This is a genomic window from Cupriavidus sp. 05N39, from assembly GCF_056397325.1.
The window spans coordinates 12,049-38,269 of the sequence record NZ_JBFTNE010000063.1 but is presented as its reverse complement, the minus strand read 5'-3'; the positions used below and the strand labels follow the sequence as shown (position 1 = coordinate 38,269).

At 62.6% G+C, this 26,221-nt stretch carries 23 protein-coding genes; 12 read left to right on the top strand and 11 right to left on the bottom strand.

Annotated elements, in window-relative coordinates:
- Both AC1DN0_RS26735 and AC1DN0_RS26730 read right to left on the bottom strand, forming a co-directional pair.
- Window positions 1-246 (bottom strand): hypothetical protein, encoded by a 246-nt coding sequence (locus AC1DN0_RS26735; protein ID WP_441632679.1) that lies wholly within the window; start codon window positions 244-246, stop codon window positions 1-3.
- A 704-nt stretch (window positions 247-950) separates the two neighbouring features.
- On the bottom strand, window positions 951-1,208 hold the full coding sequence (locus AC1DN0_RS26730) for an SOS response-associated peptidase family protein (protein ID WP_441632677.1): 258 nt from the start codon (window positions 1,206-1,208) through the stop codon (window positions 951-953).
- A 461-nt stretch (window positions 1,209-1,669) separates the two neighbouring features.
- Here AC1DN0_RS26730 and AC1DN0_RS26725 point away from each other — a divergent pair, with 461 nt between their 5' ends.
- Together AC1DN0_RS26725 and AC1DN0_RS26720 are read left to right on the top strand one after the other, a co-directional pair.
- Window positions 1,670-1,912, top strand: coding sequence for a hypothetical protein (locus AC1DN0_RS26725; protein WP_441632695.1), 243 nt, complete (start codon window positions 1,670-1,672; stop codon window positions 1,910-1,912).
- A 340-nt stretch (window positions 1,913-2,252) separates the two neighbouring features.
- Window positions 2,253-2,888 carry a hypothetical protein gene (locus tag AC1DN0_RS26720; protein ID WP_441632675.1) on the top strand — a complete coding sequence of 212 codons (636 nt, stop codon included), beginning with the start codon at window positions 2,253-2,255 and terminating at the stop codon, window positions 2,886-2,888.
- Window positions 2,889-3,299: 411 nt separating this feature from the next.
- Here AC1DN0_RS26720 and AC1DN0_RS26715 read toward each other — a convergent pair whose 3' ends face one another.
- A complete protein-coding gene (locus tag AC1DN0_RS26715; RefSeq protein ID WP_477111975.1) occupies window positions 3,300-4,187 on the bottom strand; it encodes a LysR family transcriptional regulator in 888 nt (295 codons plus the stop codon).
- A gap of 264 nt (window positions 4,188-4,451) precedes the next feature.
- Here AC1DN0_RS26715 and AC1DN0_RS26710 point away from each other — a divergent pair, with 264 nt between their 5' ends.
- The 5 genes from AC1DN0_RS26710 (at window position 4,452) to AC1DN0_RS26690 (ending at window position 9,709) form a co-directional block, all read left to right on the top strand.
- Window positions 4,452-5,453, top strand: a complete 1,002-nt coding sequence (locus tag AC1DN0_RS26710) for an ornithine cyclodeaminase family protein (RefSeq protein ID WP_441632671.1) — start codon at window positions 4,452-4,454, stop codon at window positions 5,451-5,453.
- Complete coding sequence (locus tag AC1DN0_RS26705) at window positions 5,450-6,289, top strand: phosphate/phosphite/phosphonate ABC transporter substrate-binding protein (RefSeq protein ID WP_441632669.1); 840 nt, start codon at window positions 5,450-5,452, stop codon at window positions 6,287-6,289. The genes AC1DN0_RS26710 and AC1DN0_RS26705 overlap by 4 nt, the downstream gene beginning before the upstream one ends.
- The gene (locus tag AC1DN0_RS26700) at window positions 6,286-7,491 is read left to right on the top strand and encodes a CaiB/BaiF CoA transferase family protein (RefSeq protein ID WP_441632667.1); all 1,206 of its coding nucleotides are present in this window, start codon (window positions 6,286-6,288) and stop codon (window positions 7,489-7,491) included. The genes AC1DN0_RS26705 and AC1DN0_RS26700 overlap by 4 nt, the downstream gene beginning before the upstream one ends.
- Entirely contained in the window at window positions 7,491-8,681 is a 1,191-nt protein-coding gene (locus AC1DN0_RS26695) for an acyl-CoA dehydrogenase family protein (RefSeq protein WP_441632665.1), read from the top strand. Before AC1DN0_RS26700 ends, AC1DN0_RS26695 begins: the two co-directional genes overlap by 1 nt.
- Before the next feature lie 71 nt (window positions 8,682-8,752).
- Window positions 8,753-9,709 carry a Bug family tripartite tricarboxylate transporter substrate binding protein gene (locus AC1DN0_RS26690; RefSeq protein WP_441632693.1) on the top strand — a complete coding sequence of 319 codons (957 nt, stop codon included), beginning with the start codon at window positions 8,753-8,755 and terminating at the stop codon, window positions 9,707-9,709.
- Window positions 9,710-9,734: 25 nt separating this feature from the next.
- On the opposite strand, the gene AC1DN0_RS26685 is transcribed toward AC1DN0_RS26690, so the two are convergent.
- Window positions 9,735-10,058, bottom strand: coding sequence for a plasmid pRiA4b ORF-3 family protein (locus AC1DN0_RS26685; RefSeq protein ID WP_441632663.1), 324 nt, complete (start codon window positions 10,056-10,058; stop codon window positions 9,735-9,737).
- Here AC1DN0_RS26685 and AC1DN0_RS26680 point away from each other — a divergent pair.
- Window positions 10,057-10,272, top strand: a complete 216-nt coding sequence (locus AC1DN0_RS26680) for a hypothetical protein (protein ID WP_441632661.1) — start codon at window positions 10,057-10,059, stop codon at window positions 10,270-10,272. The genes AC1DN0_RS26685 and AC1DN0_RS26680 overlap by 2 nt on opposite strands.
- A 173-nt stretch (window positions 10,273-10,445) precedes the next feature.
- Here the strand turns inward: AC1DN0_RS26680 and AC1DN0_RS26675 are convergent, their stop codons facing one another.
- The 7 genes from AC1DN0_RS26675 to pgaA all read right to left on the bottom strand — a co-directional run bounded on the left by AC1DN0_RS26675 (window position 10,446) and on the right by pgaA (window position 20,758).
- Window positions 10,446-11,162 (bottom strand): hypothetical protein, encoded by a 717-nt coding sequence (locus AC1DN0_RS26675; RefSeq protein ID WP_441632659.1) that lies wholly within the window; start codon window positions 11,160-11,162, stop codon window positions 10,446-10,448.
- A gap of 526 nt (window positions 11,163-11,688) precedes the next feature.
- Window positions 11,689-12,933: a hypothetical protein gene (locus AC1DN0_RS26670; protein ID WP_441632657.1), complete on the bottom strand. Its 1,245-nt coding sequence runs from the start codon at window positions 12,931-12,933 to the stop codon at window positions 11,689-11,691.
- Window positions 12,934-12,935: 2 nt separating this feature from the next.
- Entirely contained in the window at window positions 12,936-14,765 is a 1,830-nt protein-coding gene (glmS, locus tag AC1DN0_RS26665) for a glutamine--fructose-6-phosphate transaminase (isomerizing) (RefSeq protein ID WP_441632655.1), read from the bottom strand.
- A 92-nt stretch (window positions 14,766-14,857) separates the two neighbouring features.
- Window positions 14,858-15,298 carry a hypothetical protein gene (locus AC1DN0_RS26660; protein ID WP_441632653.1) on the bottom strand — a complete coding sequence of 147 codons (441 nt, stop codon included), beginning with the start codon at window positions 15,296-15,298 and terminating at the stop codon, window positions 14,858-14,860.
- A gap of 13 nt (window positions 15,299-15,311) precedes the next feature.
- Entirely contained in the window at window positions 15,312-16,625 is a 1,314-nt protein-coding gene (gene pgaC, locus AC1DN0_RS26655) for a poly-beta-1,6-N-acetyl-D-glucosamine synthase (RefSeq protein ID WP_441632651.1), read from the bottom strand.
- A gap of 35 nt (window positions 16,626-16,660) precedes the next feature.
- Window positions 16,661-18,706, bottom strand: coding sequence for a poly-beta-1,6-N-acetyl-D-glucosamine N-deacetylase PgaB (gene pgaB, locus AC1DN0_RS26650; RefSeq protein WP_441632649.1), 2,046 nt, complete (start codon window positions 18,704-18,706; stop codon window positions 16,661-16,663).
- A 6-nt stretch (window positions 18,707-18,712) separates the two neighbouring features.
- Window positions 18,713-20,758, bottom strand: a complete 2,046-nt coding sequence (gene pgaA, locus AC1DN0_RS26645; protein ID WP_441632647.1) for a poly-beta-1,6 N-acetyl-D-glucosamine export porin PgaA — start codon at window positions 20,756-20,758, stop codon at window positions 18,713-18,715.
- A 2,249-nt stretch (window positions 20,759-23,007) separates the two neighbouring features.
- On the opposite strand from pgaA, the gene AC1DN0_RS26640 reads away from it, so the two are divergent.
- The 4 genes from AC1DN0_RS26640 to AC1DN0_RS26625 all read left to right on the top strand — a co-directional run bounded on the left by AC1DN0_RS26640 (window position 23,008) and on the right by AC1DN0_RS26625 (window position 26,197).
- Window positions 23,008-23,340 (top strand): hypothetical protein, encoded by a 333-nt coding sequence (locus tag AC1DN0_RS26640; protein ID WP_477146135.1) that lies wholly within the window; start codon window positions 23,008-23,010, stop codon window positions 23,338-23,340.
- Between the two features lie 564 nt (window positions 23,341-23,904).
- Window positions 23,905-24,465: a DNA-binding protein gene (locus AC1DN0_RS26635; RefSeq protein ID WP_441632643.1), complete on the top strand. Its 561-nt coding sequence runs from the start codon at window positions 23,905-23,907 to the stop codon at window positions 24,463-24,465.
- A gap of 232 nt (window positions 24,466-24,697) precedes the next feature.
- Window positions 24,698-24,949 carry a DUF1016 N-terminal domain-containing protein gene (locus AC1DN0_RS26630; protein WP_441632641.1) on the top strand — a complete coding sequence of 84 codons (252 nt, stop codon included), beginning with the start codon at window positions 24,698-24,700 and terminating at the stop codon, window positions 24,947-24,949.
- Between the two features lie 564 nt (window positions 24,950-25,513).
- Window positions 25,514-26,197, top strand: a complete 684-nt coding sequence (locus AC1DN0_RS26625) for a hypothetical protein (RefSeq protein ID WP_441632640.1) — start codon at window positions 25,514-25,516, stop codon at window positions 26,195-26,197.
- Window positions 26,198-26,221 lie beyond the last annotated feature (24 nt).

Sequence of the window (26,221 nt, the reverse complement as noted above, 5' to 3'; positions counted from 1 at the left end):
TCACTCCCGGCACGCAATGGTCTTGACGATAAGTGCGCGGTGCATGATGAGTTGCTTGAGGCTGTCGCGCATGTCGCCTAGGAGCTTCTCGGCGCTTTCGCTATCTGTACCCTCCCGCTTCAACTGCGCAATGCGCTGCTCCTGTGCCTCAATGCGTTTCCCGGCGCGTTCGATGGCACTATCCGTTTCGTCCAGGTCTTCTAACTCCTCCTCTATGTTTCGCGTGGCCTCTACGCCTGGTTGCATGATGGACTCCATGCTGATGCTGATGCCTCGGTTTTAGGTCAGGAATGAAGGCGTCGCTATCAGGGTGCGTCCTACAGCCTGCGGAGCATCTCCGATGGCTATTCCACGGGTAGCTTCCAGGTGGGGCCGGACTATTCAGCGACCTTCGCCCGGGGCGCGCGCGGTGCCGCCTCCACATCCATCAACTCGGCCGGTAGGGCCACATGAAACTTCGCGCGCGCTCGGGATCCCGGCAGGTCAGCCAGTCGTCGCGCCAAGCGCGCCGCATATGAACTGCGGCTGGAATGACTTTAGCAGGCCGCGACTCTCAATTTCCGCCGTGTTGGGAAATGAGTTCTATGCCTGGTGGTAGGCACCTTAGAGGGATAAAGGGGTGTAGGCGCAGGGAGATGGCGCCTAGACCCTGGAATAGCAACAAGGGGGTCCAATCTGCTGCCACTGTTAATGATAATGCGTCGCATCAACAACTAGTAACCCACTAGCGATGGGCGCGCGACGGAGGGCACTTCGGCGCCGGCGCGCTCGGTGGCATGATTGGTTCTGTTGGGCGGTACTTCCGTTTTAGGCGTGCCGGCAGGACGGCGCCATAGGCATCGTCCGACTTGCGTGCGCGGCGTCTATAAAAAAGCACCCGCGGCCAGGAGGAAGCGGGTGCTGAAGGGAATGCGGGGCAATCGCGTTTGCCCCGTGTCACTCTAGTGGAGTTAGGTCCGAGAGAACATAACTCTCTCGATGGGATGCGCAAGGCTATTCGGCGGCTTTGGCCCTCGGTGCGCGTGGGGCCGCATGAAGCTGCGCGCCCGCTCCGGATCCCGGCAGGTCAGCCAGTTGTCCCATTCCGCCCGCGGCAGGATGACGATCATCCTCTTTTCCTTGCCCGGAGCATGGAAGCGGTTCATCAGTGGATGCTTGTCCGAATTGATGGTCAGCATCGTGAAGCTGAACACTTCGGCGCCGTCCACGCCCGGCCACGCGCGCCCTTGGCGCCGCCGCCTAGGCCCAAGCATATGCCGAAGGTGGTGTATTCGCGGCGAATCATCATGCGAACACCTCGGTTTTTTTCTGACTATTCTTTGCAATTAAAGTTGGTCGGTGCTGGTAGCCTGTTTGCCCCCAGCGCCTGCATCCAACTGCCGACCAATGACCACTGTTCTCGCCATTGCCGTAGCCTGCGGCGCATTTCTCAGGCTCTGCTTCGCGTCACCCTATGAAGGGGCGTTCGGGCTGGAGCGCTGTGACATAGGCGGCTTCAGCGATGCCATGGACCAGGGGTGCGATAGTGGCAATGACGGACAATGGCCGGGCGCTCGGGGTATGGCTGAGGATGATTGATATGTCTTGCATCCCGTTTTTCACTGTTTCTTACAAATGAGYGGGATTGCGACCGATATACTCCCGCGCTAGTCCCCAGATAAAAATAGCCATGAAATCCATTCTTTTGTTGCTGATCGCCTGTGGCGCTTTACTTAGCGGCTGCGCCGTGCTTCCTTACGGCGACGGCCAAGGCAATGGCTGCCCTCCCGGGCAAGCTAAGAAAGGAAATTGCCGGGTTGACCAGTACGGGAACGAGTCCTTCTGTCCGCCTGGCCAGGCGGACAGAAGGGCCGCTGCTGATTTGAGCGAGGCGATCACTTCGGTCTCCTTTGGCTGGACACAATCCGCATGACGATTTGGTGTCAGTCTAGTAGGCCAAACGGATGATATCGGCAGAGATAAGGATTAACCTCGAAGCCGTGTGACGTCAATTCAACGTGTGAGAAAGCCGGTATCGGGGGCGGACCGCAATGCCAAGAAATGGCACGAAAAAATTTCTTATATCTGAGGTAAAGAATTTTTAACTTCACGTAGACTGATGGGGTAGTCCTTGCTGCCACCCGCGTATCGCTTCCCGGCGACGCGGGTTTCTTTTCGGTCAATAGCGCGCGAGAATTTTCTCGATGTTTGGCCTACACTTTCCAACCATGAGTAGCACTTAACCCGGCGTTGCTGCTGGGGCTGTCTTGGCTATGGACATCTACCAACTGCATCTTGTTTCCGCGGGCATTGCCCCCCCGTGGCTTATTGAGGGACACAGAGTCCGCGTTCCTGTCGAAGGCAACCATGTGAACCTGGATGGGAAACAGCTCGAGGTCTATGGTCGTCGTACCGCAAGCGGAAGGGTTCGAACGGGACCGATCGGACTTGCGTCGGGAACCCTGGTCGAAGTCTGGTGCGATATCAATGGATTGTTCATGTGTGCACGGGCGGATGACGTAGACCGGGTCCGTGCTGCCAAAGCAGCGAGAGAAGCGGCAGAACAAGCCGTCCTACGGGCGCGCGAAGAGGACCTTCGCGTTCGAGCGCAGGCGTTTAACGATAGCCTTGCGATTCCCTTCAGGTGGGTGCCAGGTGCAATCGACGTTGAATCTAGTCTTTTGCACGGGACGCAAAGCGACGAAGAACAGCGCTTGGCCAACGATGTTCACATCTTGCTGAAACAGGGCTTTCGCGATGGGCGTCTGATGCGCAGCGCTGGCGATTTTCTTTGCATGCGTTCGCGGCGATTGGACGGTACAAATTTAAAGGTGCGAAAGGCGGAGATGCATGTCGAGGTCTCCTGCAAGGACTGCCTTACAGTTTCGAAGCGGTGGCGCAGCGACTAATCGATGTTACTCGACGAAAGCCGAGTTTTTCACCCTCCGCTGGACATGAGTAAGTCTACCTAGCTTCAGAGTAGGGCAGTAGGCTAAAAATTCCGCTAGATCTTTGCGTCGCCGACACATTCGCATCTGCCGGGACGTTACTGGAAATGGTGGACTTCTCCCCATGGAATTCTCATTTAGTTGGGGGAAATTTGCAGGGAATTTTCCGCTGGGTCAATTCAAAAGGGGGGGGCACGCGAAAACTTCCACCTCTCAAGTGATTGATTAAAAAGGGTAATTCTGTGCAAACCGCCAGATTTTGCAAGCACGATTACCCCATCGCGTGCGCGAGGGCTTGCGCAGCGTGGCCGGCGGCAACGGCAACCCCGGCGCCGGAGCCATCACCGGAGTAGCGTCCGCGCCTCGCGCCGGTCAGCCCTTCATCATCGCCACCAACACCTCGGCAAACTCCAGCGACAGGCGCGAGAGCGGTTCGGACTGCACGTTGAAGATCTGGACCGAGGCATTGACCTTGGTCCGGATGGGAATCGCCACGATATTGGGCCAGTCCTGCCCGAACACGGTCATGGCATCAACCAGCGCGATGCCGGCGCCCGCCTGCGCCAGCGCGCGCGCCACGTGCGCCTGCTCCACCTCGATCCGCATGTCGATGTCATCGCTATCGCTGCCGAACATCTCCCGCACCAGCAACCCGAACGGCATGTCCGCCCCATAGCCGATCAAGGGCTCGCCCGCGAGCTCTGCGGGACGCACATAGCTGCGCCCGCTCAGCCGGTGCCCCGCGGGAACGAGGGCGACCATCGGGTTCTTCACCAGCAGGCGGGATTCCAGATTGGGGTGCGTCAGTGGCATGTTGGACACGGCCAGCTCGGCCTGGCCGGAGAGCAGGGCGCGCAGCATGTTACCCGGAATCTGCGTGCGCACGACGATGCGCACTGCCGGATGCACGGCGCGGAACGAGGCGATCGCGCGGGGCAGTACCGTCTGTCCGAGGTTGGGGCTGCACGAGATGCGCAGGCTGCCCGTGCGATTGGTGGCCAGGTCCTCGGCGATTTCATTGACGCGCTCGATCCCTTCATACACGGCATTGACCTCGCCGAGCAGGCGGCGCGCTTCCGGCGTCGGGTACAGGCGCCCCTTCACGCGGCGGAACAGTTCCAGGCCCAGGCGCTGCTCGGTGTGCGACATCAGCCGGCTGATGGCGGGCTGCGACACATACAAGAGTTTCGAGGCTGCGCTGATCGATCCGGTGAGCATCACGGCGCGGAACACTTCGATCTGCCGGAGGTTCATTTTCATGATTTCATACCATTAACGTGATGTTAAGTCCTACGGACATATAAGCATATGACAGTAAGGGCACCGCTGCCTACACTTGGTTCTGACAGCGCACTGCAACGCGTGCTGGCCGGCCCGGAACCGCTCATGGTGCATCGTGCACCAATGCAGCGACAGTCGCGCTCGGCGCGGGCACTGCGATGGGGATGCGCAGCCCGATGCGCGCGGCCCTGTTCCATGCCGGTGCATCGATCCAACTTTCACAGCGGGAGACAAGGAAACGACATGAGCGATATCCATCTGACTTACATCAACGGCAAGGACATCGCGAAGCTGGCGATGACCGACCAGGAAATCCTCGACGCGGTCGAGCAGGGGCTGCTGGCGCAGGGCAACAACGAGACCGTGATCGAGCCGCGCGTGCACCTGATCCCGGACCCGGCATTCAACGGTCACTTCAATGTGCTGCGCGGCTACGTGGCGCCGCTCGGGCTGGCCGGTGTGAAGATCGTGGGCGACTACGTGGACAACTACAAGCTCGGCCTGCCGTCGGAGATGGCGATGCTCAACCTGTTCGATCCGCGCACCGGCATGCCCGTGGCGATGATCGATGCCACCTTCATCACGGACGCGCGTACCGGCGCGGTGACCGCGCTCGGCGCCCGGCACCTGGCGCGCCGCAACAGCAAGGTGCTTGGCCATATCGGCGCGCGCGGCACGTCGTACTGGAACGTGCGCCTGCTCGACAGCATCTTCGACTTCGACGAGATCCGCGTGCATTCGCGGCGCCCTGAGAGCCGCGATGCATTCGCCGCCAGGCTGGAGAAGGATCTCGGCAAGAAGATCATCGTCACCCAGGACTGGGAATCGTGCGTGCGCGGTGCCGACATCGTGGTGGAGGCGTCGCGGCTGGAGAAGCCCACGCCACTGCTAAAGACCGAATGGATCAAGCCGGGCGCGTTCGTCGTGCCGTACGGGACCATGAGCGCCGTCGAGTTGTCGCTGACCGACATCATGAACAAGCTGGTGGTGGATGACTGGACCCAATGCAAAGGCGGCATGTTCGGCTCGCTGCGCGCGCATGTGGAAGCGGGCAAGTTGTCAGAGCAGACGCTCCATGCCGAGCTTGGCGAAATCGTCGCCGGCCGCAAGCCGGGACGGCAGAGCGACGACGAGACCAACCTGTTCTGGCATCGCGGCCTGTCGCTCAGCGATATTGCGCTGGGGCACGCCATCATGAAGAAGGCCGAGCGCATGGGCATTGGCCAGCGGCTCGTCTACGCATGATTGCCAACGCGCGCATGTATGCGGTAGCCGCGCCCGTGGCACAGGCGTGGCGGGACCTGTTCGCGTACGTGGGCGAGCGAGCCGGCGTGGCATGGACATATATCGAGCATGCCGCGCCGGCGCCGGTCAGCGAGYTGTGGGCGCGGCCGGACTGCGGCTGCGTGTTCATGTGCGGCTTCCCGTATGTCAGCGCCGGCAGCCGCCATCGGCTGCTGGCCGCGCCGGTGCCGTCGCTGCCGCGCTATGGTGGCAGACCGGTGTACTTCACCGAGTTCATCGTGCGCGACGATGCGGCGTTCGCCACGCTGGAGCAAGCCTTCGGCGGCCGGCTGGCCTGCATGCTGCCGGAGTCGAACTCCGGCTACAACGCGCCGCGCCACTACCTGATGACAGAGGCCGCCGCCGGCACCGGCACGCTGTTCCGGCCGACCCGGGCGCCCACGCCAACGCCGCGCCAGGTGATCGACGCCGTGGTCGGCGGAGAGGCGGCGGTCGGCGTGGTGGACAGCTATGTGCTTGATCTGCTGCGCCTGCACGAGCCCGCGTTGATGGCCAGGGTGCGTAGCGTTGCGGTCACCCCGGCCGCGCCGATCCCGCCGCTGGTGGCCTCGCCGCAGGCCGGTGCCGATACCGTGGCGCGGGTGCGCCCGGTGTTGCTGGACCTGCATCGTGACGCGGCGTGCGCGGGCTGGCTGGCGCAACTCAGGCTGTCGCGCTTCGCGCCCGTCGAAGCCCCGGACTACGCCGTGCTGGCACGCTACGCCAGCGCGGCCGACCAGGCTGGCTTCGAGCTGACCGGCGCTCCGGCCGACACGAGCAAGGAGCACCGCGAATGATGGCGACGAACCCGGCCGGTGCCGACCTGCCGCTGCACGGCCTGAAGGTACTCGATTTCTCGCGTGTGCTGGCGGGCCCGTTCTGCACCGCGATGCTCGCCGACGCGGGCGCCGAGGTCATCAAGGTCGAGCCGTTCGAGGGCGACGACTATCGGCACATGGGCCTGCAGGTCGACGGGCAAAGCGCCAACTTTGCCTTCGTCAACCGGGGCAAGCGCAGCCTGCGGCTGGACCTCAAGCATGCCCATGCGGACGCCGTGACCGAACGTCTCGCGGGCTGGGCCGACGTAGCCATTGAAAACTTCAAGCCGGGCGTGGCCGACCGGCTCGGCATCGGCTATGCGCGCCTGGCGGCGATCAACCCGGCACTGGTCTATTGCAGCATCTCCGGCTTCGGCCAGGCCGGCCCGTGGTCGGACCGGCCAGCCTACGACACCATCATCCAGGCGCTCAGTGGCCTGATGGATGTCACTGGCGCGCCGGAAGGCCAGCCCACCATGATCGGCGAATCCATTGCCGACGTGGCCGCCGGCATGTTCGCTTCGTGGGGCGTGATGGCGGCGCTGTGGCAGCGCACGCGCACCGGGCGCGGCCGGCATCTCGACGTGGCGATGTACGACTGCCTGCTCAGCATGATGCCGACGCTGGTATCGCGCGTGGTGGCCGGCGGCGCAGCCGCCGTGCGGGTGGGCAACCGGCATGCCAATTCGGCGCCGTTCGGTGTGTTCCATGCCGCGGACGGACCCTTTGTGCTGACGGTCGCCAACAACCGCCTGTTCGACAAGCTGGCGCAGGCGATGGCCCAGCCCGCGCTGGCAAGTGATCCGCGCTTTGCCACCAACCGGGCGCGCAAGCAGAACGAAGACGCGCTGGCCGCGATGATCGAGGCCTGGGCCCGGGACATGACGGTGGCGCAGGCGGTAGGGCGCCTGTCCGCGTTCGGCGTGCCGGTTGCCCCGGTGCAATCGGTGGCCGCCAGCGTAGCCAGCGAACACGTACGCGAGCGCGGATTGATCGTCTCGCGTGAAGGCGCCGGCGGCAGCCGGCAATGCCACGTGGAGCAGCCGGTGCGGTTCGGCGCATTGCCGCGCGGCCACTCCGATCCGGCGCCGCCTTTGGGCGCCGATTCGCGGGCCATCCTGCGCGAACTGGGCTTCGGGACCGAAGCGATCGAGGAAATGCACGAGCAAGGAGCGATCTGATGGAAGCGCAAGCCAAGTCTGCGGACCAGTATGTCGATGACGACAGTTTCGAAGGCATGCTGGCCGCCACCACGCGCTTCGTGCGCGAGCGCCTGATGCCGCTGGAGCCGCAGGTGGAGGAGCGCGACGAGGTACCCGAAGAGATCGTCGGGGCGATGAAGGAGATGGGCTTCTTCGGCTTGTCGATCGCGCCCGAATTCGGCGGCAGCGGCCTCAACGCCGAACAGCAGGCGCGCTTCCAGATGGCGCTGAGCCTGAGTTCGCCGGCGTTCCGCTACGTCTACAGCTCCAACCTGGGCATCGGTTCGCGGGGGATCTCGCTGGACGGCACCGATGCGCAAAAGGCGGAGTTCCTGCCGCGCCTGGCCAGCGGCGAGCTGGTCGGCGCCTTTGCGCTGACCGAGCCGGACGCCGGCTCCGATGCCGGCAGCCTGACCACGCGCGCGGAGCGCAGGGGCGGCGACTACGTGCTCAACGGGGCGAAGCGCTTCATCACCAATGCCACGCGCGCCGACGTTTTTACCGTGATGGCGCGCACGGATCCTCAGAGTCCGGGCGCATCCGGCATCAGCGCGTTTATCGTCGACCGGGCCAGCGCCGGGCTCAGCGTCGGCAAGCCCGAGAAGAAGATGGGACATCGCGGCTCGCAGATCGCGGACGTGGTCTTCGATAACGTGGTCGTGCCGGCCTCGCGCCTGATCGGCGCAGTGGAGGGCAAGGGCTTTCGCACCGCGATGAAGACGCTCGACCATGGCCGCATCAATATCGCCGCCATGGGCGTTGGGATGGCGCAGCGGCTGCTCGACGAGGCGGTGGCCTATGCGGGAACGCGCCGGCAGTTCGGGCGTGCCATCATCGACTTCCAGCTGGTGCAAGCCATGCTGGCTGACTCGGAAGCCGAGATCCAGGCCGCGCGTGCGATGACGCTCGCCGCGGCCAGGCGGATCGATGCGACGGGCACGGCGGTGAAGGACGCGGCGGCGGCCAAGTACTTCTCGTCGGAGATGCTGTGCCGCGTTGCGGACCGCGCGATGCAGGTGTTCGGCGGCGCGGGCTATGTGGCGGACTATCCGATCGAGCGGATGTACCGGGACGCCCGCCTGCTGCGGCTGTACGAAGGGACGAGCCAGATCCTGCAGATCGTCATTGCGCGGGCGATCGGCAATGAGCACGGTTTTCGCGTGGCCTGACCACGGCGCGGGACAGATTCTTCGAGTTTCCGAATTTGTGAATGTCTGACTGAAGGGGAGAATGTTCGATGATGAAGCGATTCCTGATGACCCTGCTAATGGCCGGCCTGCCGATGCTGGCCAGCGCGCAGGCCTATCCGTCCAAGCCCGTGCGGCTGATCGTGCCGTTTCCGGCCGGCGGCCCGGCCGATGTGCTGGGACGTGTCGTGGGCGAGGGCTTGTCCAAGGCCTGGGGCCAGAGCGTGCTGGTGGAGAACAAGGCGGGCGCGGCCGGTACTATCGGCGTTGACCAGGCGGCCAAGGCCGCGCCGGACGGTTATACGCTGGCCCTGGTGCCGGTGGGCAACATCGCCGTCAATCCGTCACTGTTCCGCAGCCTGCCGTACAAGCCCACGGACCTGGTGCCGGTCACCATGCTGGCCACCGCGGAAAACGTGCTCGTGGTTGGCGCCAACGTCCCCGCCACTTCCCTCGCCGAGCTACTCAAGCTGGCGGCACAGAAGCCAGGCGAGCTGACGTTCGCCTCGCCCGGGGCCGGCAGCCAGGCGCACCTGGCCGGAGAACTGCTTCAGCTTGACGCCAAGGTCAGGCTCAACCACATCCCCTACAAGGGGGTGAGCCCGGCGATGACCGACCTGGTCGGCGGCCAGGTGACCATGATGTTCGCGCAGGTCTCGTCGGCGCTGCCCTATATCAAGTCGGGCAAACTCCATGCGCTCGGCGTAGCCAGCCAGAAGCGCTCGCCGCTGATGCCCGACGTGCCCACCATTGCGGAGCAGGGCTTCCCGAAGTTCGAGGCGGTTTCCTGGTATGCCTTGATGGCTCCCGCGGGCACGCCCAAGGACGTGATTGGCCGCGTTCATCGCCAGACGCTGGAGGTGCTGGCGAATCCGGTAGTGAAGGAGAAGCTGGCCACGCTGGGCATGGAAACCGCCGGCGGCACGCCGCAGGCGCTGGCCACCACGATCCAGCAGGATAGCGCCCGCTGGGCCGGCGTGATCCGCCAGCGCCAGATCACCGTGGACTGAGCAGCAGGCGCCGCCGTGCGCCGAGTCAGACTGCCTGCTCCGTCAAAGGCCAGCCAGGATGCTGCCGCAGTATACGCCGCTCCACCCGTATATCGGGGCGCCACCACGCGTTGAAGTCGTACACATAGACGAAGCCTTCGTGTTCGCGCAGACGAAACGCGGCCAGCGTCAGTTCGTTTGCCACTGTGGAGAATTGCAGAACGTCCTCATGGGCTTCGCCGTAACGCCTGCCACGAATGGTGAACTGGTGCAGATGTTCGTCCGTCCAGCCCATGACTACCTGGATGACATTGTGCAATTGCGCGAGCGCTAAGTACTCGGGAAGGAGGACCCGCCGCCATCTCGTCATGTACCAGCCCAATCTGACAAGCCACCGGCCACCGACGCTCGTCGGCGAACCACTGCACGCGGGACGTATCGTGTCCGGCCTCTATTCCAGCCTGATGCTGCGTTCGACCATCAAGGCCGGTATCGGTATCGGCATCGGCGAGGTACCCGTGCCGCTCGGCGAGAAGGAGGGGTTGGCGCGGGTGTGGCCGGGACTTCACGCGGGTACTTGCTAAATTGCCTGCCTCGCGAAAGAGGGGGGCCTGCGGAGCCTTGCTGCAAGCGGCCCTCCGGGCAATCACCGCCAGATTTTGCGTAAAAAGTACGGATACCCCATCGGAGGGGATTTGCGCGGTCCTTACCGAAATCGCCCGACTTCTTGTCCAGGCGGGCCAGCCGCAGGTCATTGCTACCAGCGCATGCCGGTTCCCAGGGATCCGGTTTCAAAGATCACATATTGCGTTCGTTGCTTGTAGGTGGCCTCCACCCGATAATCGGCGGGCGGCACCTTGAACAGGCAGCGCGGACCGGTGGCTTGGAACGCCGCCAGCACTCTGCCATGCCGCCGCAGCCGGACATCGACTCCCGCCAGTAAGTCGCCTCGAGGACCCTCTGTGAAGATGACGCCGAGGTTGTATTGCTGTTCGAGATTGCTCAAGTGGTCCTGCTCCTCGACGCCTGTGCCGCCGCAGATATAGGTGACATTGCCCACAGTTCGCGGCGCCATCAGTTGCGGTCCCGAGGCCTGCGGTCGCATGACTGCCCGCTGCGCCTGCGACGCCGCCGCCTCCGGCTGCACGATGACAAGCAGCGGTTCCGGCTTTGCCGCCTGCGCTTGTGTAATTGAGGCCTGCGGGTCTGCGGCTTGTGGCATTGCCATGGCCGGGGTTGCTATCTCCGGCAGCATAGTCACGGCGTGAGGTTGCTGGGTCGATGCCACCGCCTGCGTCGGTGCCATCTCCACCGGCTTGGTCGCGGCCTCCGGCAACGAGGTAGCGGCCTGCGGCAGCGTAGGCGATGTCTCGGGCGACGATTGAGCTTGCGTGCCAAACGCGAGCGCTGCCGACATGACGGTAAATACAAGGCGCGCAACGGCCGGCAGGCGGGCAGTATGTGAGATTGACATGGAGCTCCCCCTTTATATTGGTGCGATAAGACTAAACCGTTGCTGCATCCACAGCTATCCGCCAGAAGTCCCATCCGTTAGTGGCGTGGCGAGCATTACCGCATCTATCATGTGTGCCGCACTCGGGCTAGACCAAGTGAGGCGACAGTAAGGGACCTCGACCTAGTTCTTCCTGTGCCGCGTTCGAACTCGCGGCCGTGGCCGAACCCGATCAAGGGGCGGGCACCCAGGCATTCCACATCAAGCGCCCCGTCGCGCGCTGCTCCGCTTCTCTGAACCGCTGCGTGTCATCAATACCGCAATCAGAGCCCGGCAGTCTGTCAACGCATTGTGCGGCTGCGGCCTCTCGATAGCATAAAGGGCTCCGAATGCGTTCAACATCATCTGCGCCATTGCCATAACCGAATCCTCCTCGACCGTGAAGTCAGATGCCACCAACGCGGCTTCCACCGGAGTCGGAAGCGACTGTGCGAGGGCCATCGTCACCGTCGGCTCGGGGACTGTCTGCGCTGTCTTCGTGGGTTCCTCATCGACATAGGTCGGCCGGCGAAGGCGGCACGGCTTGGCTTAAGTCAAAGTTTGCCTCCCGCAGGCCCCCTGGCGTCAGTGAAACCCAGTGCAGTACCGATGGGGAGCGCACCAGCCCGAGGCTGCCCTGATAGGTCCATTGGATCGGGGATGGCTGGCTGCCGCGCAATGCAATCGTCTCGGCGGACAGTTTGAGGTGAAGCAGGCGGCCATCCTGTCCGGGCGTGTACGCCATGTCGCCGACGACCGTGATGCCGGCCTCGCGCACACTTGCCGGCATGCAAGGCAATGAGGCAGTGACTTTGCCGGCGGTATCCAGCAAATGCGCGAAACCCATGCCACCATCGCTGGTGCCGACCACCAGGAAGCTGTTCAGTGCCGGCACATAGGCCGTGCCATACGTGTAGTACTTTAGTTTCTCGTTCAGCACCTGAGTGCCGGTCAATGCCGAGTCGTCTGGCCGATAGATTGCCGTCTTCAGCCTGGCGTGCTTCTCGCCGGGAATGAACTCCTGCCAAGCGAGCAAGGCTATCTCCTTCGAGCCGGCGATCAATGGCCACCACTCCCGCTTGTCGCGCGCCACATCGGTGCTGCGTAGCAACTGCCCCTTGACGTCATAAGTCTTGAGGTAGACACCGTTTCCGGTGCCCAGGTTATCCACGCCGCCCCCGTCGATCCAGTCGTCCGAGTAGAACACCACAAACGTATCCCCCACTGCCGCGACATGGCCGGAGTGCCCCCCCGACCAGACGTCGATCGATTTCGCCTGCTGCGGCTGCAGGTCCGCGCCATACACGCGATAGCGCTGGCTGACACTGTTGGCCGTATTCGCACCATCCTCGAAGGTCAGCATGATGCGGCCACCGGCACTCTGCGCCACCGAGACCGGCTCCTGCGCTTCCTTCTGCGCTATAAGCAACCGGGGCTTGCCGAGATTGGCCTGTTCCGGCTTCCATTCGGCAACGTAGATGTCATGCGACCAGTTGCGATTGCGGTCCGGCCCGCGCGGTGGCAGGCCGGAGCTGCTGAAGAACACGTAGGTGATATCCCCCGGGCCGGTCGCTGCGCCAATGCCGTGCATATAGGCGCGCTGATCGACATCTGGGCGGGCCTTGGGAGGCGCTCCCTGCCCGTCAGTGCGGCCACCACTGCTGCGGCTGTCGTTGCGCGCGCCCGCCGGCGCCCACAGCAGTACACCGGCAAGCAGCAGCGTGGCGCCGCGCATCATGGAGAACGGTCGCATCGTCACTCCACCGTGACTGACTTGGCGAGATTGCGGGGCTTGTCCACATCGGTGTCGCGCGCGCACGCGGTGTGATAAGCCAGCAACTGCAGAGGCACCACATGCAGGATCGGCGACAGCATCCCGTAGTGCTCGGGCATGCGGATGACGTGCAGCCCACGCGCGCTGCTGATCATACTACCGGCATCGGAAAAGACGTAGAGCTCCCCGCCGCGCGCCCGTACTTCCTGCAAGTTGGACTTAAGCTTCTCCAGCAGGGTGTCGTTGGGCGCGACTGTTACCACCGGCATTTGGTCGGTCACCAACGCGAGCGGCCCGTGCTTGAGTTCGCCCGCAGCATAGGCTTCGGCGTGGATATATGAGATTTCCTTCAGCTTCAGCGCGCCTTCGAGCGCGATTGGGTAATGTATTCCACGCCCGAGAAAAAGCGCGTTCTCCTTGCGCGACAGCGATTCTGCCCAGGCAACGATCTGTGGCTCGAGCGCCAGCACGCGGTTCAGCGCTGCCGGCAGTTGGCGCAACTGTTCGAGTATCAGGGCCTCCTGCAGAGCAGGCAGCAGGCCGCGCTGCCTGGCCAGCGTCGCCGTCAACACGAACAACGCCACCAACTGGGTGGTGAAGGCCTTGGTGGAGGCAACACCGATCTCGGCGCCGGCCCGGGTCAGAAAGTGCAGGTTGGCCTGGCGCATGATGGCGCTGCCGGACACATTGCATATCGCCAGTGTATGGCGATGACCAAGGGCTTGCGCGTGCTTAAGGGCAGCCAGTGTGTCTGCGGTCTCGCCCGACTGCGATATCACTAGCACGAGCGTATGGGGATTCGGCACGGAATCGCGATAGCGGTATTCGCTGGCGATCTCCACGCTGGTTTGCATCCGCGCGATCGACTCCAGCCAGTATTTGGCGGTCAGGCCGGCATGGTAGCTGGTGCCGCAGGCCAGGATCAGCACCGAATCAATGTCGGCGAATGCGTCAGCCGCCTGTGCACCGAACAGCGCCGGTGAGAACTCCTCGATGTATTCAGTCGCATCAGCGATGACGGCTGGCTGCTCAAAGATCTCCTTTTGCATGTAGTGCTGGTACGGGCCGAGGTCGGCCGCGGCTGCGTTCGCCTCCAACTCGCGTATCTCGCGGAAGGCAGGATTGCCATTACGGTCGATGATCGAGACCCCACCGCGCGCCAGCGATACCAGGTCACCCTCTTCGAGGTAGATAAAGCGCCCTGCGCTTCCAGCCAGTGCCATGGTGTCTGAAGCGAGGTAAGTACCATCGCTTCCCAGGCCTACCACGAGCGGCGATCCGGAGCGGGCGCCGATCACGAGGTCCGGCTGCTCGCGCGTGAACACGGCAATGGCATAGGCACCGTGCAACTGCTGGAGCGCTAGCTGCACCGCCTTGCACAGGTCCCCACCGCCGTCGTGGTGAAAACAGTGGTGCACCAAATGCGCGATCACCTCTGTGTCGGTCTGCGATTCGAAATCGTAGCCACATTCCCTCAGTTGCTCGCGCAGGGCTTCGTGATTTTCGATGATGCCGTTGTGCACCAGAGCGATCTCGCCACTGGAGAAGATCGGATGGGCATTTCGTGTGAGCGGCGCGCCGTGCGTCGCCCACCTCGTGTGAGCGATGCCGACGGTACCTTCCAGCAGCGTTTGATCCACCTGCTCAGCAAGGTTCGCCACGCGCGCCACGCTGCGCACCCGTCGTGGCTCACCATCCTGCAGCACGGCAAGGCCGCAGGAATCGTAGCCGCGATATTCCAGACGCCGCAATCCTTCCAGCAGGACCGGTGTCACATTACGTTGAGCAACAGCGCCGACAATGCCACACATGAAAATGCCCCGAAAAAGAATAAAGCTGTTTTAAAAAGGCCTCGCGCGACGGCCGGTGAGCCGCCCGCGCGAGGCCGATGCTCCGCTGCTGGTCAAGCCAGCTCGTGCAATGGTGCAACGTGCGAAATCAGCCCATCTTCATCGTGAAAGGCCATCAGGCTGCGACCGGTGCCCACCGAGAGCACCACATCCCGGGCCAGGTCGAGGGATGATATCGGCGCTGCGCGGGCAGGCCGCTTGGAACCCGACACTCGCTCGTCGAGGCGGCGCGCCAGTGTCCAAAACGTCAGCGTCATGCTCATGGCGAAGATGATCAACACATCGGGCATGACTTCCCTTAGCGAGAACTCAGTGCTGCCAGCAGAAGCCACACACCAGTAGATGTAGAACGCCGCCGCTGCCCAGATCGCTGCGACGAGCAAGGGGCGCACCACGCGGTACCAGAGATAGCGGCGAACCGCCTTGCCCCGTGCATGATGCTGCAGATATTGTTGCAAGGTGGCGCTGGACGCGTCGATGATTGGGTCTTTCATTTCTCACTCCTCCTCAAGAATGCTCTTCAAATTGCCCGACATAGTGGGATGCCGGCGCGGGTGACCTTGGCGGCGTGGGCTCCTCGCGGATGCCTCGGTCGGGGCTGGTCCACCTTGCCCGGGTGCGGCGCTGATGAAACAGCACGCCGGGCAGGGCGATCACCGAAGCGACCATGCTGATGGTCCAGAACGCGACCGGGTACCAGATCGTGTCTAGAAAGTAGCGCAGCAGCTTGGTGTCGTAGGGGCGATCTATGACGCAGCCAACCAGGATCTGCACGCAGCAGGTCAGAAAGAGAAAGACACCCGCGCCGCGAGGCATGCCCGCGAAGCGCCATGCCTCGGGTAGCTCGAACAAGGCGGTCGCGGCCGTCATCACCAGGGTGAAAAGCATGCAGTAGGCCCAGATCACACTGATCGAATACTCGAGGAAGATCGGCCACATCATCGGCTTACTCTTGGTGATGATGGGTGCCGCATACTTCTGCAACACCTGGATACCACCCCGGGCCCAGCGCAGGCGCTGCTTGAACAGGCCCCTGATCGTCTCGGGCATCAGGATCCAGCTGAGGGCGCGCGGCTCGAAATGCAGGCGCCAGCCATTGACCTGCAGCTTCCAGCTGATATCGATGTCTTCGGTCAGCATGTCTGGGCTCCAGTAGCCCACGTTACGCAGCGCACTTTTGCGGAACATGCAGATCACACCCGAAACGGTAAGCAAGCGGCCGTACATTTCCTGGGTCCGTTTGATCAGGCCCACGATGGACGAGAATTCGCCGACTTGCATGCGGCCCAGCAGCGAGGTCCGGGTGCGAATGCGCGGGTTGCCGGTGACGGCGCCTACTCCCGCGTCGCGCAGGAAGTGGCGCAGCATCCAGCCGATGGCCTCCGGGTCCAGCAGCGAGTCACCGTCGATACACAGCAGGTACTCGGCATCGGTCAGCATGGCCGCGGTGGTCAGCCCAATGGCCTTGCCCTCGTTGTTGTTCTGGTGGATCACCAGCAATTGCGGGTACTGATCGATCAGTTCGTTCAGGATGTCTCCGGTGGCATCGCGGCTACCGTCATTGACAGCGATGATGTTGTAGTTTGGATAGCGCAGGTTAGCCAGGTTCGCGATCACCTCGCGCACATTATCTTCCTCGTTGAAGCAGGGCACGATCACCGAGACCTTGGGGCAATCGAGCACCACGTCAGCCCGCTTCTTATGGCGTTCCTTTCTCTCGATGAGGAAGTAGTGAAGGAGGCCACCGGTCATCCACAAGTACGACATGAACAATGGATAGTAAAAGACGAAATTCGAGATCACGCTTGCCGCGTTCTTCATGATGTCCTCCCACCTAATTTATATTTGCTCTTGGTCTAGACTTTCATGCCGTTGCGCGGCCGAACCAGGTTCTGCATGGACATGACATCCCGCAGCACCGCCAGGTCAGGCTGGTTCACCATGAACTGGTCAGGGCGGTAGCCGAGATGTTTGACGCCAGCCATGCGCAAGCGCTGCATCTGCTCGCGTAGCGCGGTGCTGGCGATCGGGGCCTGGGTACGGCCGTCGAGTGTCTTCAGGGCGAAGATGGTCTTCGGCAGCGCGCCTGGATGCGCGGCCACGGCACGTGCCAGGCTCTCCAGCCAGGGCGTGGATGGCGGACCGCCGTCGGCATCGGCGTAAGCCATCAGGTTGATGAAGTCGTACTGCACGGAGAAGGCATCAATGTCCTGGGCCAGTCGCATGCTCGCGTCAGGGTGCAACACCGCGTTGGCGGGCAGGCTGCGCACGGTCAGCACATTGCCGCCGCCCTGGTAGTCCTTGACTACGTCCGCGAGTTGACGTGTGAAGTCGATCAGGTACTGGAGTTTGGCGCCCGACCATCGCTGCAGCAGATCGGGGTTGGCGCGGATTGTTGCGAGATCGCGAGGCAGACCCCAGTCGGCATAGGCGGAAAGCGCGGCTTCGCTGGCATCCTCGACATCGCTCAGGCTGGCGTCCTCGCCGAACACGATGCCGTTCAGGCTGGTGTACCTGGCCAGGTCGTAGTAGATATCGCGGATCACGCCTCGAGCGAGCGGGTCGAAGGGGCTGAGCCGTTGCCGCTGTCGCGGATCAAAGGGGGTAAGCGGTGCGCCCGGCAGCACCGTTACCAGCCGCGCAGAGGCCGGATGGCCCGTGGGCAGATTGTAGGCAAGCACAGGTAGCGCCGCATAGACCTGTACCCCGGCGCGGGTAATCAGTTGCCACGCCGTGCGCGAGAACAGGTCGGCACGCACGGGCATATGCCGATTGGGAAAGTACAGCGCCTGGGCGGTGCCGCTGCCGTCGGGATCGTAATAGGCTTGCAGATAGACCGATTTTGGCTCGAGATCCTTGATCCGGTCGATGAGGCGCGACAGCCTGGCTTCCTGGCGATCGGGATTGGGATCATACACGTCGTCGAGCGAGACATTGACCACGCGTTCGACCGGCCGGTTGTCGCCGCGATAGGCCGATTGCTGGCGGAACTGGCCCATCATGACGCCGGCATCCCAGTCGTAGGAAACCAGCAGGCGCCTGACCTTGGTCAGGGGCACCTCGGGAGTATTAGGTCCGTCGTCGAGGGTGAAGTGGACGTTCATGCCAAGCTTGTGCGATGCGCCGATCAGCGCCGCGTTGTACATGCCATAGGGCCAGACCATCGAGCGCACCTTGACGCCGGTGTTGGCCTGGATCAGTTCGGAGCACGTCTTCAGGTCTCCACCGACCCGGCTTTCGTATTCCTGCTCGGTTTCGTAGCGCTTCAGGGCGGCAAAATACATGTGCGCGCTCGCCGCAGGAAGTTCATTGCCCTGGGGATTTGCGACCGCGCCATGGTGCATATCGTGCGTGTGCGAAGCGATTTCCACGAGCCCGGACTCGGCCATTTCGCGCAGGTTGTCCCAGCTCATGAAGTAACCAGGCGCCATCACCGACTTATGGCTGATGCGAACCGGCTCATCTTGCGGTGTACTGGTCCAGCGCGACACCACGGCCACCAGGCCGGGATAGTTGTACTGCCGCAGCAGGGGAAAAGCCTTGGTGTACTGGCTCCTGTAGGCGTCGTCGAAGGTCAGCAGCACGGCGCGCGGCGGCAGCCGCGGTCCGCCGTTGCGCGATGCGATGATCTGGTCGACGCTGACCGGGTGGAAGTCATTGCCCTTGAGCCAGGCGAAGATATTGTTGAGCGTTGCGGTGCTGATGGCGCACGTGTCCGCCACCGTTCCCACATCGGCACGCAGGTCGTCGCGGATATCGTGGAACGCAAGTACGCGGAAAGTCAGCCCATCGTCGCGATCTGGTGGCGGCAGCAAGGACAGGCCGTAGCCGGCGTGCGCGCTGTGGCTCACCGACAGCGCGCCGGCGAGCCCGATGAATTTTCGACGATTAAGCTTGTTCATGATGACCTATAGGGGAACGTTGAGATTGAGGTAGATCAGCTTGGTCGTTTCGCGATTCGAGTCGTAGCGCCTGCTGCCGACGCCAATGCCGTAGGTGAGGGAAGCCTTGCGGCCAAGCTGCCAGAACTGTTCGAGGCGAGCCTCCCACAGCATGCTGTCGCCAAAGCCGTCCTGCTTGTAGCCGCCCGCAGTGACATATACGCGCTGGGCGAACAACTTCTCCGCATAGCGCCACGGCGTCCACTGATACATCGAGCGCAGTTGCGCGACGTAGTCGCGCCGCGGATTGAAGTAAGCAGTGCCATCAAGGGTGTTGCTGCTGGAGCCCACGTCGAGCCAGATCGAGACCTGGTGGCGTGGCTGGTTCATCAGCCGTTCGTACCAGGTGCCCTGCCACTGCTGGTGAAAATTGGTGTCGCTGTAGCGCGATGCGCCATACATCACGTTGAAGTAACGGGCATCGTCCTGCGAATAGCGGGCCGATGCCGTGGCGGCGCGGCCGGTGATGCCAGCCTGGTAGGCTTTCCACGGCAGCGCGTTGTCGTCGGAATCGACGCCGGCGCCAAAACGCCAGTGATCGTTGGGCTGGAAGGCAAGCGTGCCGGTGCCGCCGGTCTTGCCGTGGCCACCGGTGGACTGATGCACCTCGGCAGCGGCTTCCCATCCGTCGCGCCGGAAATCGCCGCCCAGGCCATTGCGTATGCGGCTGACGCTCTGGCCATCGCCGGTGTCGGCGCGTCCCGAGTATTGGTGCGCGAAGACACGCCAGTAATCGGCCATCGGTGACGAGTAGAGGCGTGTGTCAACGCCCCAGGCATGATCCGCCAGCGCCGCGTTGCCGCGCTCGCCAATGGCGTCGATGATCAGTTGTGGACGCTCGTAGACGCGGTACTCGCGCTGGAAATTCTTGACGCTGTTGTTGTCGGGAAAATTGCCGTCGAAGACTGTCGCGACCGCCTTGGCCTGGTCGTACTGATGCAGTTGCAGTGCGGTCTTGCCGATGCCCACGAGGCTCTCGATGTCGCCGGGGTGGTCGGCTTGCGCCTGACGGTAGATGCTCTGCGAGGCGTAGGGGCGCTCCAGTACCAGGGAGCCGTCCGCGCGGGCGGTCAGGAAGGAAGGATCGAACGGGGCCGCCTTGCGCAGGGTCTCGAGCGCCTGCAGGCCCTCTTCCACGTGATTGGTGTAGAGCAGGTATTGAGCCTGCAGCTTCTTGACGCGGCCGTACTCCGGATTGGTCTTGTCGGCGTCTTCTGACAGCTCGTTATGCGCCGGCGTGTTGCGTGCCATCATGGTGACCAGCTCGCGCGCCGCTTCGTAGTGCCCCTGGTCCAGGTAGGCAAAGAACAAGCTTTCCTGCACGTCCGGCAGCGATAGCGCATAGGGCTCGGTGGTCTCCCTTAGCGGCTCGACCCCCGTCTGCAAGGCCTGTTCATAGGCGGCGGCTGCGAGGTCGGGCTTGTCGAGATAGGCGTAGGCATCGCCTGCGGCGACATAGACGGAAGCCGGCATCGGCTCAGGTGCCCGCGAAATCTGCTCGTAGAGTGCCGTTGCTTCCTTCATGCGCCCACGTACCGATAGCGCGGTGAGGCGGTCGGCCTGGACCGCGCGCCTCACCCCGCTGTATTCGTCGTCTGCGGGAATCCGGGCTAGCAGCGCATCGGCCGCGGCCAGCGCGCTGTCGGCCGGAGCCAGCCGATCGGGGTCATTGGAAGCACTGGCTTGCTGCCGGGCCCACCTGATTTGCTGGGCAACCACAAGATGCTCCAGTAGCAGGAGGTCGCGAGGCGCAAATACGTCCGGGCGTGTGGCGGCCTGTTCCAGGGCCAACTTGGGCGAGCCGCCTTCGGCCAGGGCGAATATGCGCTCCCTAAGGCGGTCCTTCTCGTTTGCGAGCGTTAGCTGTTCCGCCCTGGGTGCCGGGTGGGCGTGCGGCGCCGTCGGCCTGGTGGCCTCTGCGGCGCAATGTTCGCGAGCGAACAGTGCGAACAGGACTGCTGTGGTCTTAAGCGTGGTCCGCAATCGCTTGCGGCTCTGCTGAGGTGCATTCACGTTTTGTGTCTCCCCCGGATTGCGATGCTGCTACAAACGAAACGTCCCCCTTGGCGGCGGCATATCCTTGCCGGCGTCGATGCGATGAAACGAGGGGATGGCCGTCATCCGGCGAGCCGGATGGCTTCGTCGCAGCGCAACGCGCTCATCCAGTCCACCGGAACTTGTCCGCACTGAAATCAACCAGATATCAAGGCGCCGCCGGATCGTCACCAGCTACACCCTGTGCTTCCCGTCCAAGGCCGGCGCCGCTGCAACGCTTTGCGCTGCGGCGGCGCGAACCGCCTTCATGCATATATTTCTCGTTTATTCGTTCTGTCTCGCGACCGTCGCCGAGGCGCCCAGTCCTTCCCGGCCATGTCAGAGCTCGCTTCTTCACGCGTTATCGCGTGCCGTGTCGTCGTCTTTGCGCAGTGCATTATTCGGCGATCAAGCACTAACGAGACAGTCGCCAGAAGCACTAGGGGGCCCAGCCGAAAGTGGGAGGCCGATCTAATCCCATTGTCCTGCCCTCTGTCACAGAGAGGACACGATTGCATGCCGAAGGGGGCGCAGGGATAAGCACCCTGAAGAGGGCGGCTAGGTTGAGTGTCTGGGCTGGGGCAAGGTGGGAGTTATCTCTTATGGCGCAGCCGAGACGTGCGACGTTGATCGGTGCCGCGGGCGGGGTGAGAGCAGCGACCGACTCTGGATGGCGGCGGGACGAATGGGAGCGCACGCCAAAGCGGGGGCTGAGATCAATCCAGGATAAGCGTCAACAAGGCAAATGGGCGGCATGTCGATGAGGCTTACGACGAGGCGGTCGAGGCTTGGCGCGATCCGGTCGGACGCGAGCTTATGGAATCCTTGCTGAAGGTAATCTGACTCTCTGCTAAGCGATGCGAGTGATTTAAATTTAATAAGTAAAAAGATACTTTTTTCCAAAAAATTGACTCTTTCGATTGATAATTAGAGTTTATTAAATACAACCAAAGAGATTCAATGTGGACGTGAAACATCGTGATCTTTTCGATGCCATTATTACGTAAGAATATCGTATTGAAAGATCCGTATATCAATATATGTGTGCCGTTTAATACGTCTATTTGGATGTATAGTTATTAACATTTCATTAAGTGCCGAAATGTAATTTTGAGATTGAAAATAAGCATGAAATGCGGGCCAAATCGGACACGATATACGTATAAGACGGTGCGAACACATCCATGCCGCGCCATTTATCAATCTGGTATTGAGTGAAACCTGAGTGACCGAATGGTTAGACCAAGAAGAAGTCTGTCTGGAAATTTGGGGGCATTTCTGTCATTGTCTAGATCGAAATCATTAATTGCGATTCTTTATGCGTACGTGAAACGACTTAAATATTAAGTGATCATGATTCAAGCTCAATTCCAGCAGGATGACTGACACTAATGAATAATTGTTATCACAATTTATTTGTTATCGATTCCCATTATTTTAATGGCTTCTGTAATTCATTTCGACTCCGGAGGCCGTAACATAATGAATTTGCTGTAGTTAGTGGCTGGCAGTGCCGGTGCAAATTGCAAATGTGGGCGTTACGGTACATATTGGATGTGTGTGGGGAAGGCTTCAAATCGCTGCAGGAAAGCCAGAAGGTCATGATGCAAGGCGACAGGTACGCACGCCGCGAACACCAGAATGCTGTAGTTACTGAGGGTGAGCCATTCGGCTGGATGTGACCCATATCCGTATCCGCCGATCGATGGCGTCGGCGCGGTATTGCTCTCTGGCCCCGCGATGATGCTCCGCGTTTTCAATCATCATCGCCATCGTGCCAACGATGTCACGCACGGTGGCTCTTTCTCCACTCGGGGCTGCAGGGGGAACTGGACGCCGCGCGACACGCTCCACCGGCAACTGGCGGAGGCAGAGCAGGCGTTCGAGCGAGGGCAGGCGGCACAAAAGGGCTGCGGGCGGAACTGGAAACGGCCGTACGCCGTGCCGAGCGGGCAGATGCGGAAGCCGCCGCGACCCGCCGGCTGGTGGCGGCCAGGCGCCGGGCGCCGGTGACGCGCACCAAGTTCAAGCCCGGGCCAGCCTGAGGGACGTGGGTGGGGCAGGGTGTCCACCGCGCGATCTGTGGATTTGATTAAAATTTAAGCAGATAGGCCACCTTGTCCTTCCGCCGGCGCGGATCTCCACAGCAGCAATCCCCGGAACAACCTCAATGTTCCCGAATGACGGCGCGACGCTCGATCCCGCGCTCAAATCTATTCACCTGCATCATGTTGATCGAAATCGAGCGCGCGGAAGCCATCACCTGGATCCGCATCCAGATGGCCCAGCATGGGCTGAGCCTGTCCGACCCGCAGGCCGCCGGCTGCTTTGCCGAGCCGCCGCCGACCCCAACGCCTGGTGTGGTGCGCTACCGCAACGCGCACGGGCAGGGCTGGGACGGCCGCGGTGCCATGCCGGACTGGTTGCAGCGGGCAGTCGGGCCAGCCGCCTTGGTGGGGCGGCGTTCGAGGGCTATACTGAAAATCCACCGTCTCGGTGCGCGCGGTGATAGGGCGCGTGCCATCCTCAGCCTCWCTGAGATTGTGGAGTGGACGGCGTGATCGGCTTCCACGGAAGTGGCAAGCCAGTCCGAACCGGGCCAGACTGCGCAGTCCGACCTGGTTCGGGCGAACCGATTCGACTTGGGCGAGAGCGGACGCAGTGCGGCGGCGCCGACTGGGTCATGACGAGGAGAGCGAGGATGGCTGCAGCCGGCCAGCCGGCGCGGATTTCGCGCGGCAAAGACCGGAACAATGAAATCTGAATGCACCGCGGGCTGCGGGCCGAGCCAGTTTGCTGAACGGCGGCTGGAAACGGGCTAAAACGGCCGCGAGGGTTAGATTACCGGTAGTTTGGGGTGAGACCCAAGTTCGAGGCGCCAAAAATGGCGTCTTTTTTTGACCCCCGGAAAAATGTGATAGTAGGAGACCGCACCAAAGCGGGCGCTGACTAAGCGGCAATGCGGTGGTTTTCTGCTCTGGCGATGGAGGGATACCATCGTTCAACGTGCGATCGGAGCTGGTCATTGAGCACGGCAGTCCGGATTTGTAGCAGTGCGTGCGCGTGCCGCGGCCGCCAGGCAAAAAAGCGGCAATTCTTATTTTAAATCAGTTGGTTAGTAGGAGATGCGGCGGATTTTTGACGAATCCCGGCCATCCCTCAACAAGCTATATGGCCAGGTGCGTAAGGGCAACATGGGCACGCCCACCGAGGTGCTGGCGCAGTTCCGGGCGGACCTGCGGAGCAAGATGCGCGCGACCGTTGGCCACTCCGGGCTGCCGGACGCGCTCAAGTCGATCGCGGCCGACGCGGTGCAGTCGATCTGGCCGGCCGCCAACGAGGCGGCCGCCGGCGAACTGGCCGCCTTGCGGGCCGAAGCTTGGCTGCCGGCGAGCGAGGCGGAGGCGCAGCGCGACCTGGCGCGGGCCGCGGTGGTCGTGGCGGAACAGGAAACGGCAGCCGTGCAGGCCGGGCTCGACGCTGCGCAGCAAGCGCGCGCGACGCTACAGGGGGAACTGGACGCCGCGCGCCAAGCCCTCGCGGCCTCTCAGGCGCGTCAGGAGGAAGGCACGCGTCAGATCGAGACGCTCGAGCGGCAGTTGCGGGACGGCCGAGGCGCCATGCCGGACTGGCTACAGCGGGCGATCAACGCCGGGCAGGCCGTGGAACATTTCCAGGTTGGGTAGTATTCTCGCGGCGGTGCCGTCCCATGGAACGGCCTGGGCCTTGCATTGCTCGCCAGCTGACCGACCCGGACAATGAGGGGCGACCGGCGCCGCCGGCCCGCAATCCGAAACGGAACCAACCGAATGCCGCACGCAACGCTCCCTCCCCCGATTACACCGCTTGGCTCGCTGGGTTCAAAACTTGGGTCGAGCAGGCACGCCAGCGTGCGGTCCGCTCGGTCACCGGGAACTCATGGCGCTCTATTGGCAGATCGGACGTGACATCCTCGAGCAGCAGCAGCAGCAGCAGGGATGGGGAGCCAGGGTCATAGACCGGCTCGCACGCGATCTGCGGGTGACGTTTCCGGACATGAGAGGCTTTTCGCCGCACAACCTCAAGTACATGCGCGCGCTGGCCGAGGCTTGGCCGAGCGGGGCAGTTGTGCAGCAGGCTGCTGCACAACTGCCCCGGTTCCACCTTTGCACGCTGCTGGACAAACGGTAGTACAACGAACTGCGCGAATGATATGCCAAGGAGGCCGCCGAGCATGTGGTCGCGTAGTCACCGGTAAAATGCTGCACGTGCACGAAGTCGATGGTCGGCAGTTTGCCGTATCCGACGATTCGAAGTCTGCGCTGGACGCGGGGACCGGGAGGCCATCGACAATGCCAAAGGTCGCGACCGCTGACGCGGCACTGGGCCCCAGTGCACCGGTGACCTGCTTCGGTGCGTGGTCTGCGGGCGCGTGTCCGCCGGCCGGATTCCTGGGCAAGGTAAAGGGGACGGCAGCTTCCGTTCCCCCCTCCCCGCCGCCACGAACAGGACGAGCAGATTTGTCCTGTCTGCTTCGACGAAGCGGAATGGATTTAGGTCGGGCAGCACACAAAAGGTCCGGGCCCGGCCAAAGCAACGTAGCCCTTCGCCCGGGCATAAACTGGAAGGAGGCGGCGGCCGCAGTGTGTCCTGGCGCCCAGAGTTTCTGTTAGCCGCCGGGCAGACTCCCGAGCGTCGCGGGTGCCGGCTGCGCGGCGATAGCCACGTCACGCCGAAGCTGCTTTCTCAAATGCCATGAGTTACATCCGCGCACCGTTCACCGACGATCAGGTCCAGAAGCTCAACGAGAACCAGGTTGGCCTCGGCGGCCCGGTTCTGCGCGCCTTCACCTGCAGGAACAGCGCCGATCATCGCCACGGAGTCGAAGGTGGCGCCCCTGGCATCCTGATTGCCACCAAGTACGGCTGGGTTTGCCCACACTGCAACTACAAGAGGGACTGGGCATTCGCAATCATGGCGACCCGGTTGACTTGCCCGCCGACCGCCATCCAGTCCTTTGTCTATACGACGCCCTCAATCGAGAAGGCCAATATCCTCCTCGGTCAATATGAACGGCTTGCGGCAACCGAGCGCCCCAGCGCCGCCGTGATGGTCGCCTGCATCAAGAATCGCATCGAGGAAATGTCGCTCCCCGGATTCGGCGCTATCGAGCTCGGCGAGATCCCCACTGACGCGGTGGTGAGACGATCAGAAGGACGTAATTACCGGATCGTCTCGGGACAATCACATCTCCAAGCCGCCCTGCGCCTGACTGGCCGCGCGCTGGTGACGGATGCTGTCACCCATGAGCAGTTACACGTCCATGACATCGACGGCAAACTGTTTGCCATTCCGTCAGACGCCCAGGCAGTGCTCGACTCAGAAACACTAAAGGCGATCGAACACGCCAAGGCCGACCCGCGCGCGAGACGCGAGTGAACACACCCGCGAGCAGGTGGCCGT

Excerpts from the sequence above, each read along its gene's own strand:
- AC1DN0_RS26710 (WP_441632671.1), top strand. The coding sequence starts at position 4,452 with ATGAGCGATATCCATCTGACTTACATCAACGGCAAGGACATCGCGAAG.
- AC1DN0_RS26690 (WP_441632693.1), top strand. The coding sequence starts at position 8,753 with ATGAAGCGATTCCTGATGACCCTGCTAATGGCCGGCCTGCCGATGCTG.
- AC1DN0_RS26660 (WP_441632653.1), bottom strand. The coding sequence starts at position 15,298 with ATGAAAGACCCAATCATCGACGCGTCCAGCGCCACCTTGCAACAATAT.
- pgaC (WP_441632651.1), bottom strand. The coding sequence starts at position 16,625 with ATGAAGAACGCGGCAAGCGTGATCTCGAATTTCGTCTTTTACTATCCA.
- AC1DN0_RS26715 (WP_477111975.1), bottom strand. The coding sequence starts at position 4,187 with ATGAAAATGAACCTCCGGCAGATCGAAGTGTTCCGCGCCGTGATGCTC.
- AC1DN0_RS26685 (WP_441632663.1), bottom strand. The coding sequence starts at position 10,058 with ATGACGAGATGGCGGCGGGTCCTCCTTCCCGAGTACTTAGCGCTCGCG.
- AC1DN0_RS26680 (WP_441632661.1), top strand. The coding sequence starts at position 10,057 with ATGTACCAGCCCAATCTGACAAGCCACCGGCCACCGACGCTCGTCGGC.
- glmS (WP_441632655.1), bottom strand. The coding sequence starts at position 14,765 with ATGTGTGGCATTGTCGGCGCTGTTGCTCAACGTAATGTGACACCGGTC.
- AC1DN0_RS26700 (WP_441632667.1), top strand. The coding sequence starts at position 6,286 with ATGATGGCGACGAACCCGGCCGGTGCCGACCTGCCGCTGCACGGCCTG.
- AC1DN0_RS26720 (WP_441632675.1), top strand. The coding sequence starts at position 2,253 with ATGGACATCTACCAACTGCATCTTGTTTCCGCGGGCATTGCCCCCCCG.
- AC1DN0_RS26695 (WP_441632665.1), top strand. The coding sequence starts at position 7,491 with ATGGAAGCGCAAGCCAAGTCTGCGGACCAGTATGTCGATGACGACAGT.
- AC1DN0_RS26670 (WP_441632657.1), bottom strand. The coding sequence starts at position 12,933 with ATGCGACCGTTCTCCATGATGCGCGGCGCCACGCTGCTGCTTGCCGGT.
- pgaB (WP_441632649.1), bottom strand. The coding sequence starts at position 18,706 with ATGAACAAGCTTAATCGTCGAAAATTCATCGGGCTCGCCGGCGCGCTG.
- AC1DN0_RS26675 (WP_441632659.1), bottom strand. The coding sequence starts at position 11,162 with ATGTCAATCTCACATACTGCCCGCCTGCCGGCCGTTGCGCGCCTTGTA.
- AC1DN0_RS26635 (WP_441632643.1), top strand. The coding sequence starts at position 23,905 with ATGCGGCGGATTTTTGACGAATCCCGGCCATCCCTCAACAAGCTATAT.
- AC1DN0_RS26735 (WP_441632679.1), bottom strand. The coding sequence starts at position 246 with ATGCAACCAGGCGTAGAGGCCACGCGAAACATAGAGGAGGAGTTAGAA.
- AC1DN0_RS26630 (WP_441632641.1), top strand. The coding sequence starts at position 24,698 with ATGGCGCTCTATTGGCAGATCGGACGTGACATCCTCGAGCAGCAGCAG.
- AC1DN0_RS26725 (WP_441632695.1), top strand. The coding sequence starts at position 1,670 with ATGAAATCCATTCTTTTGTTGCTGATCGCCTGTGGCGCTTTACTTAGC.
- AC1DN0_RS26625 (WP_441632640.1), top strand. The coding sequence starts at position 25,514 with ATGAGTTACATCCGCGCACCGTTCACCGACGATCAGGTCCAGAAGCTC.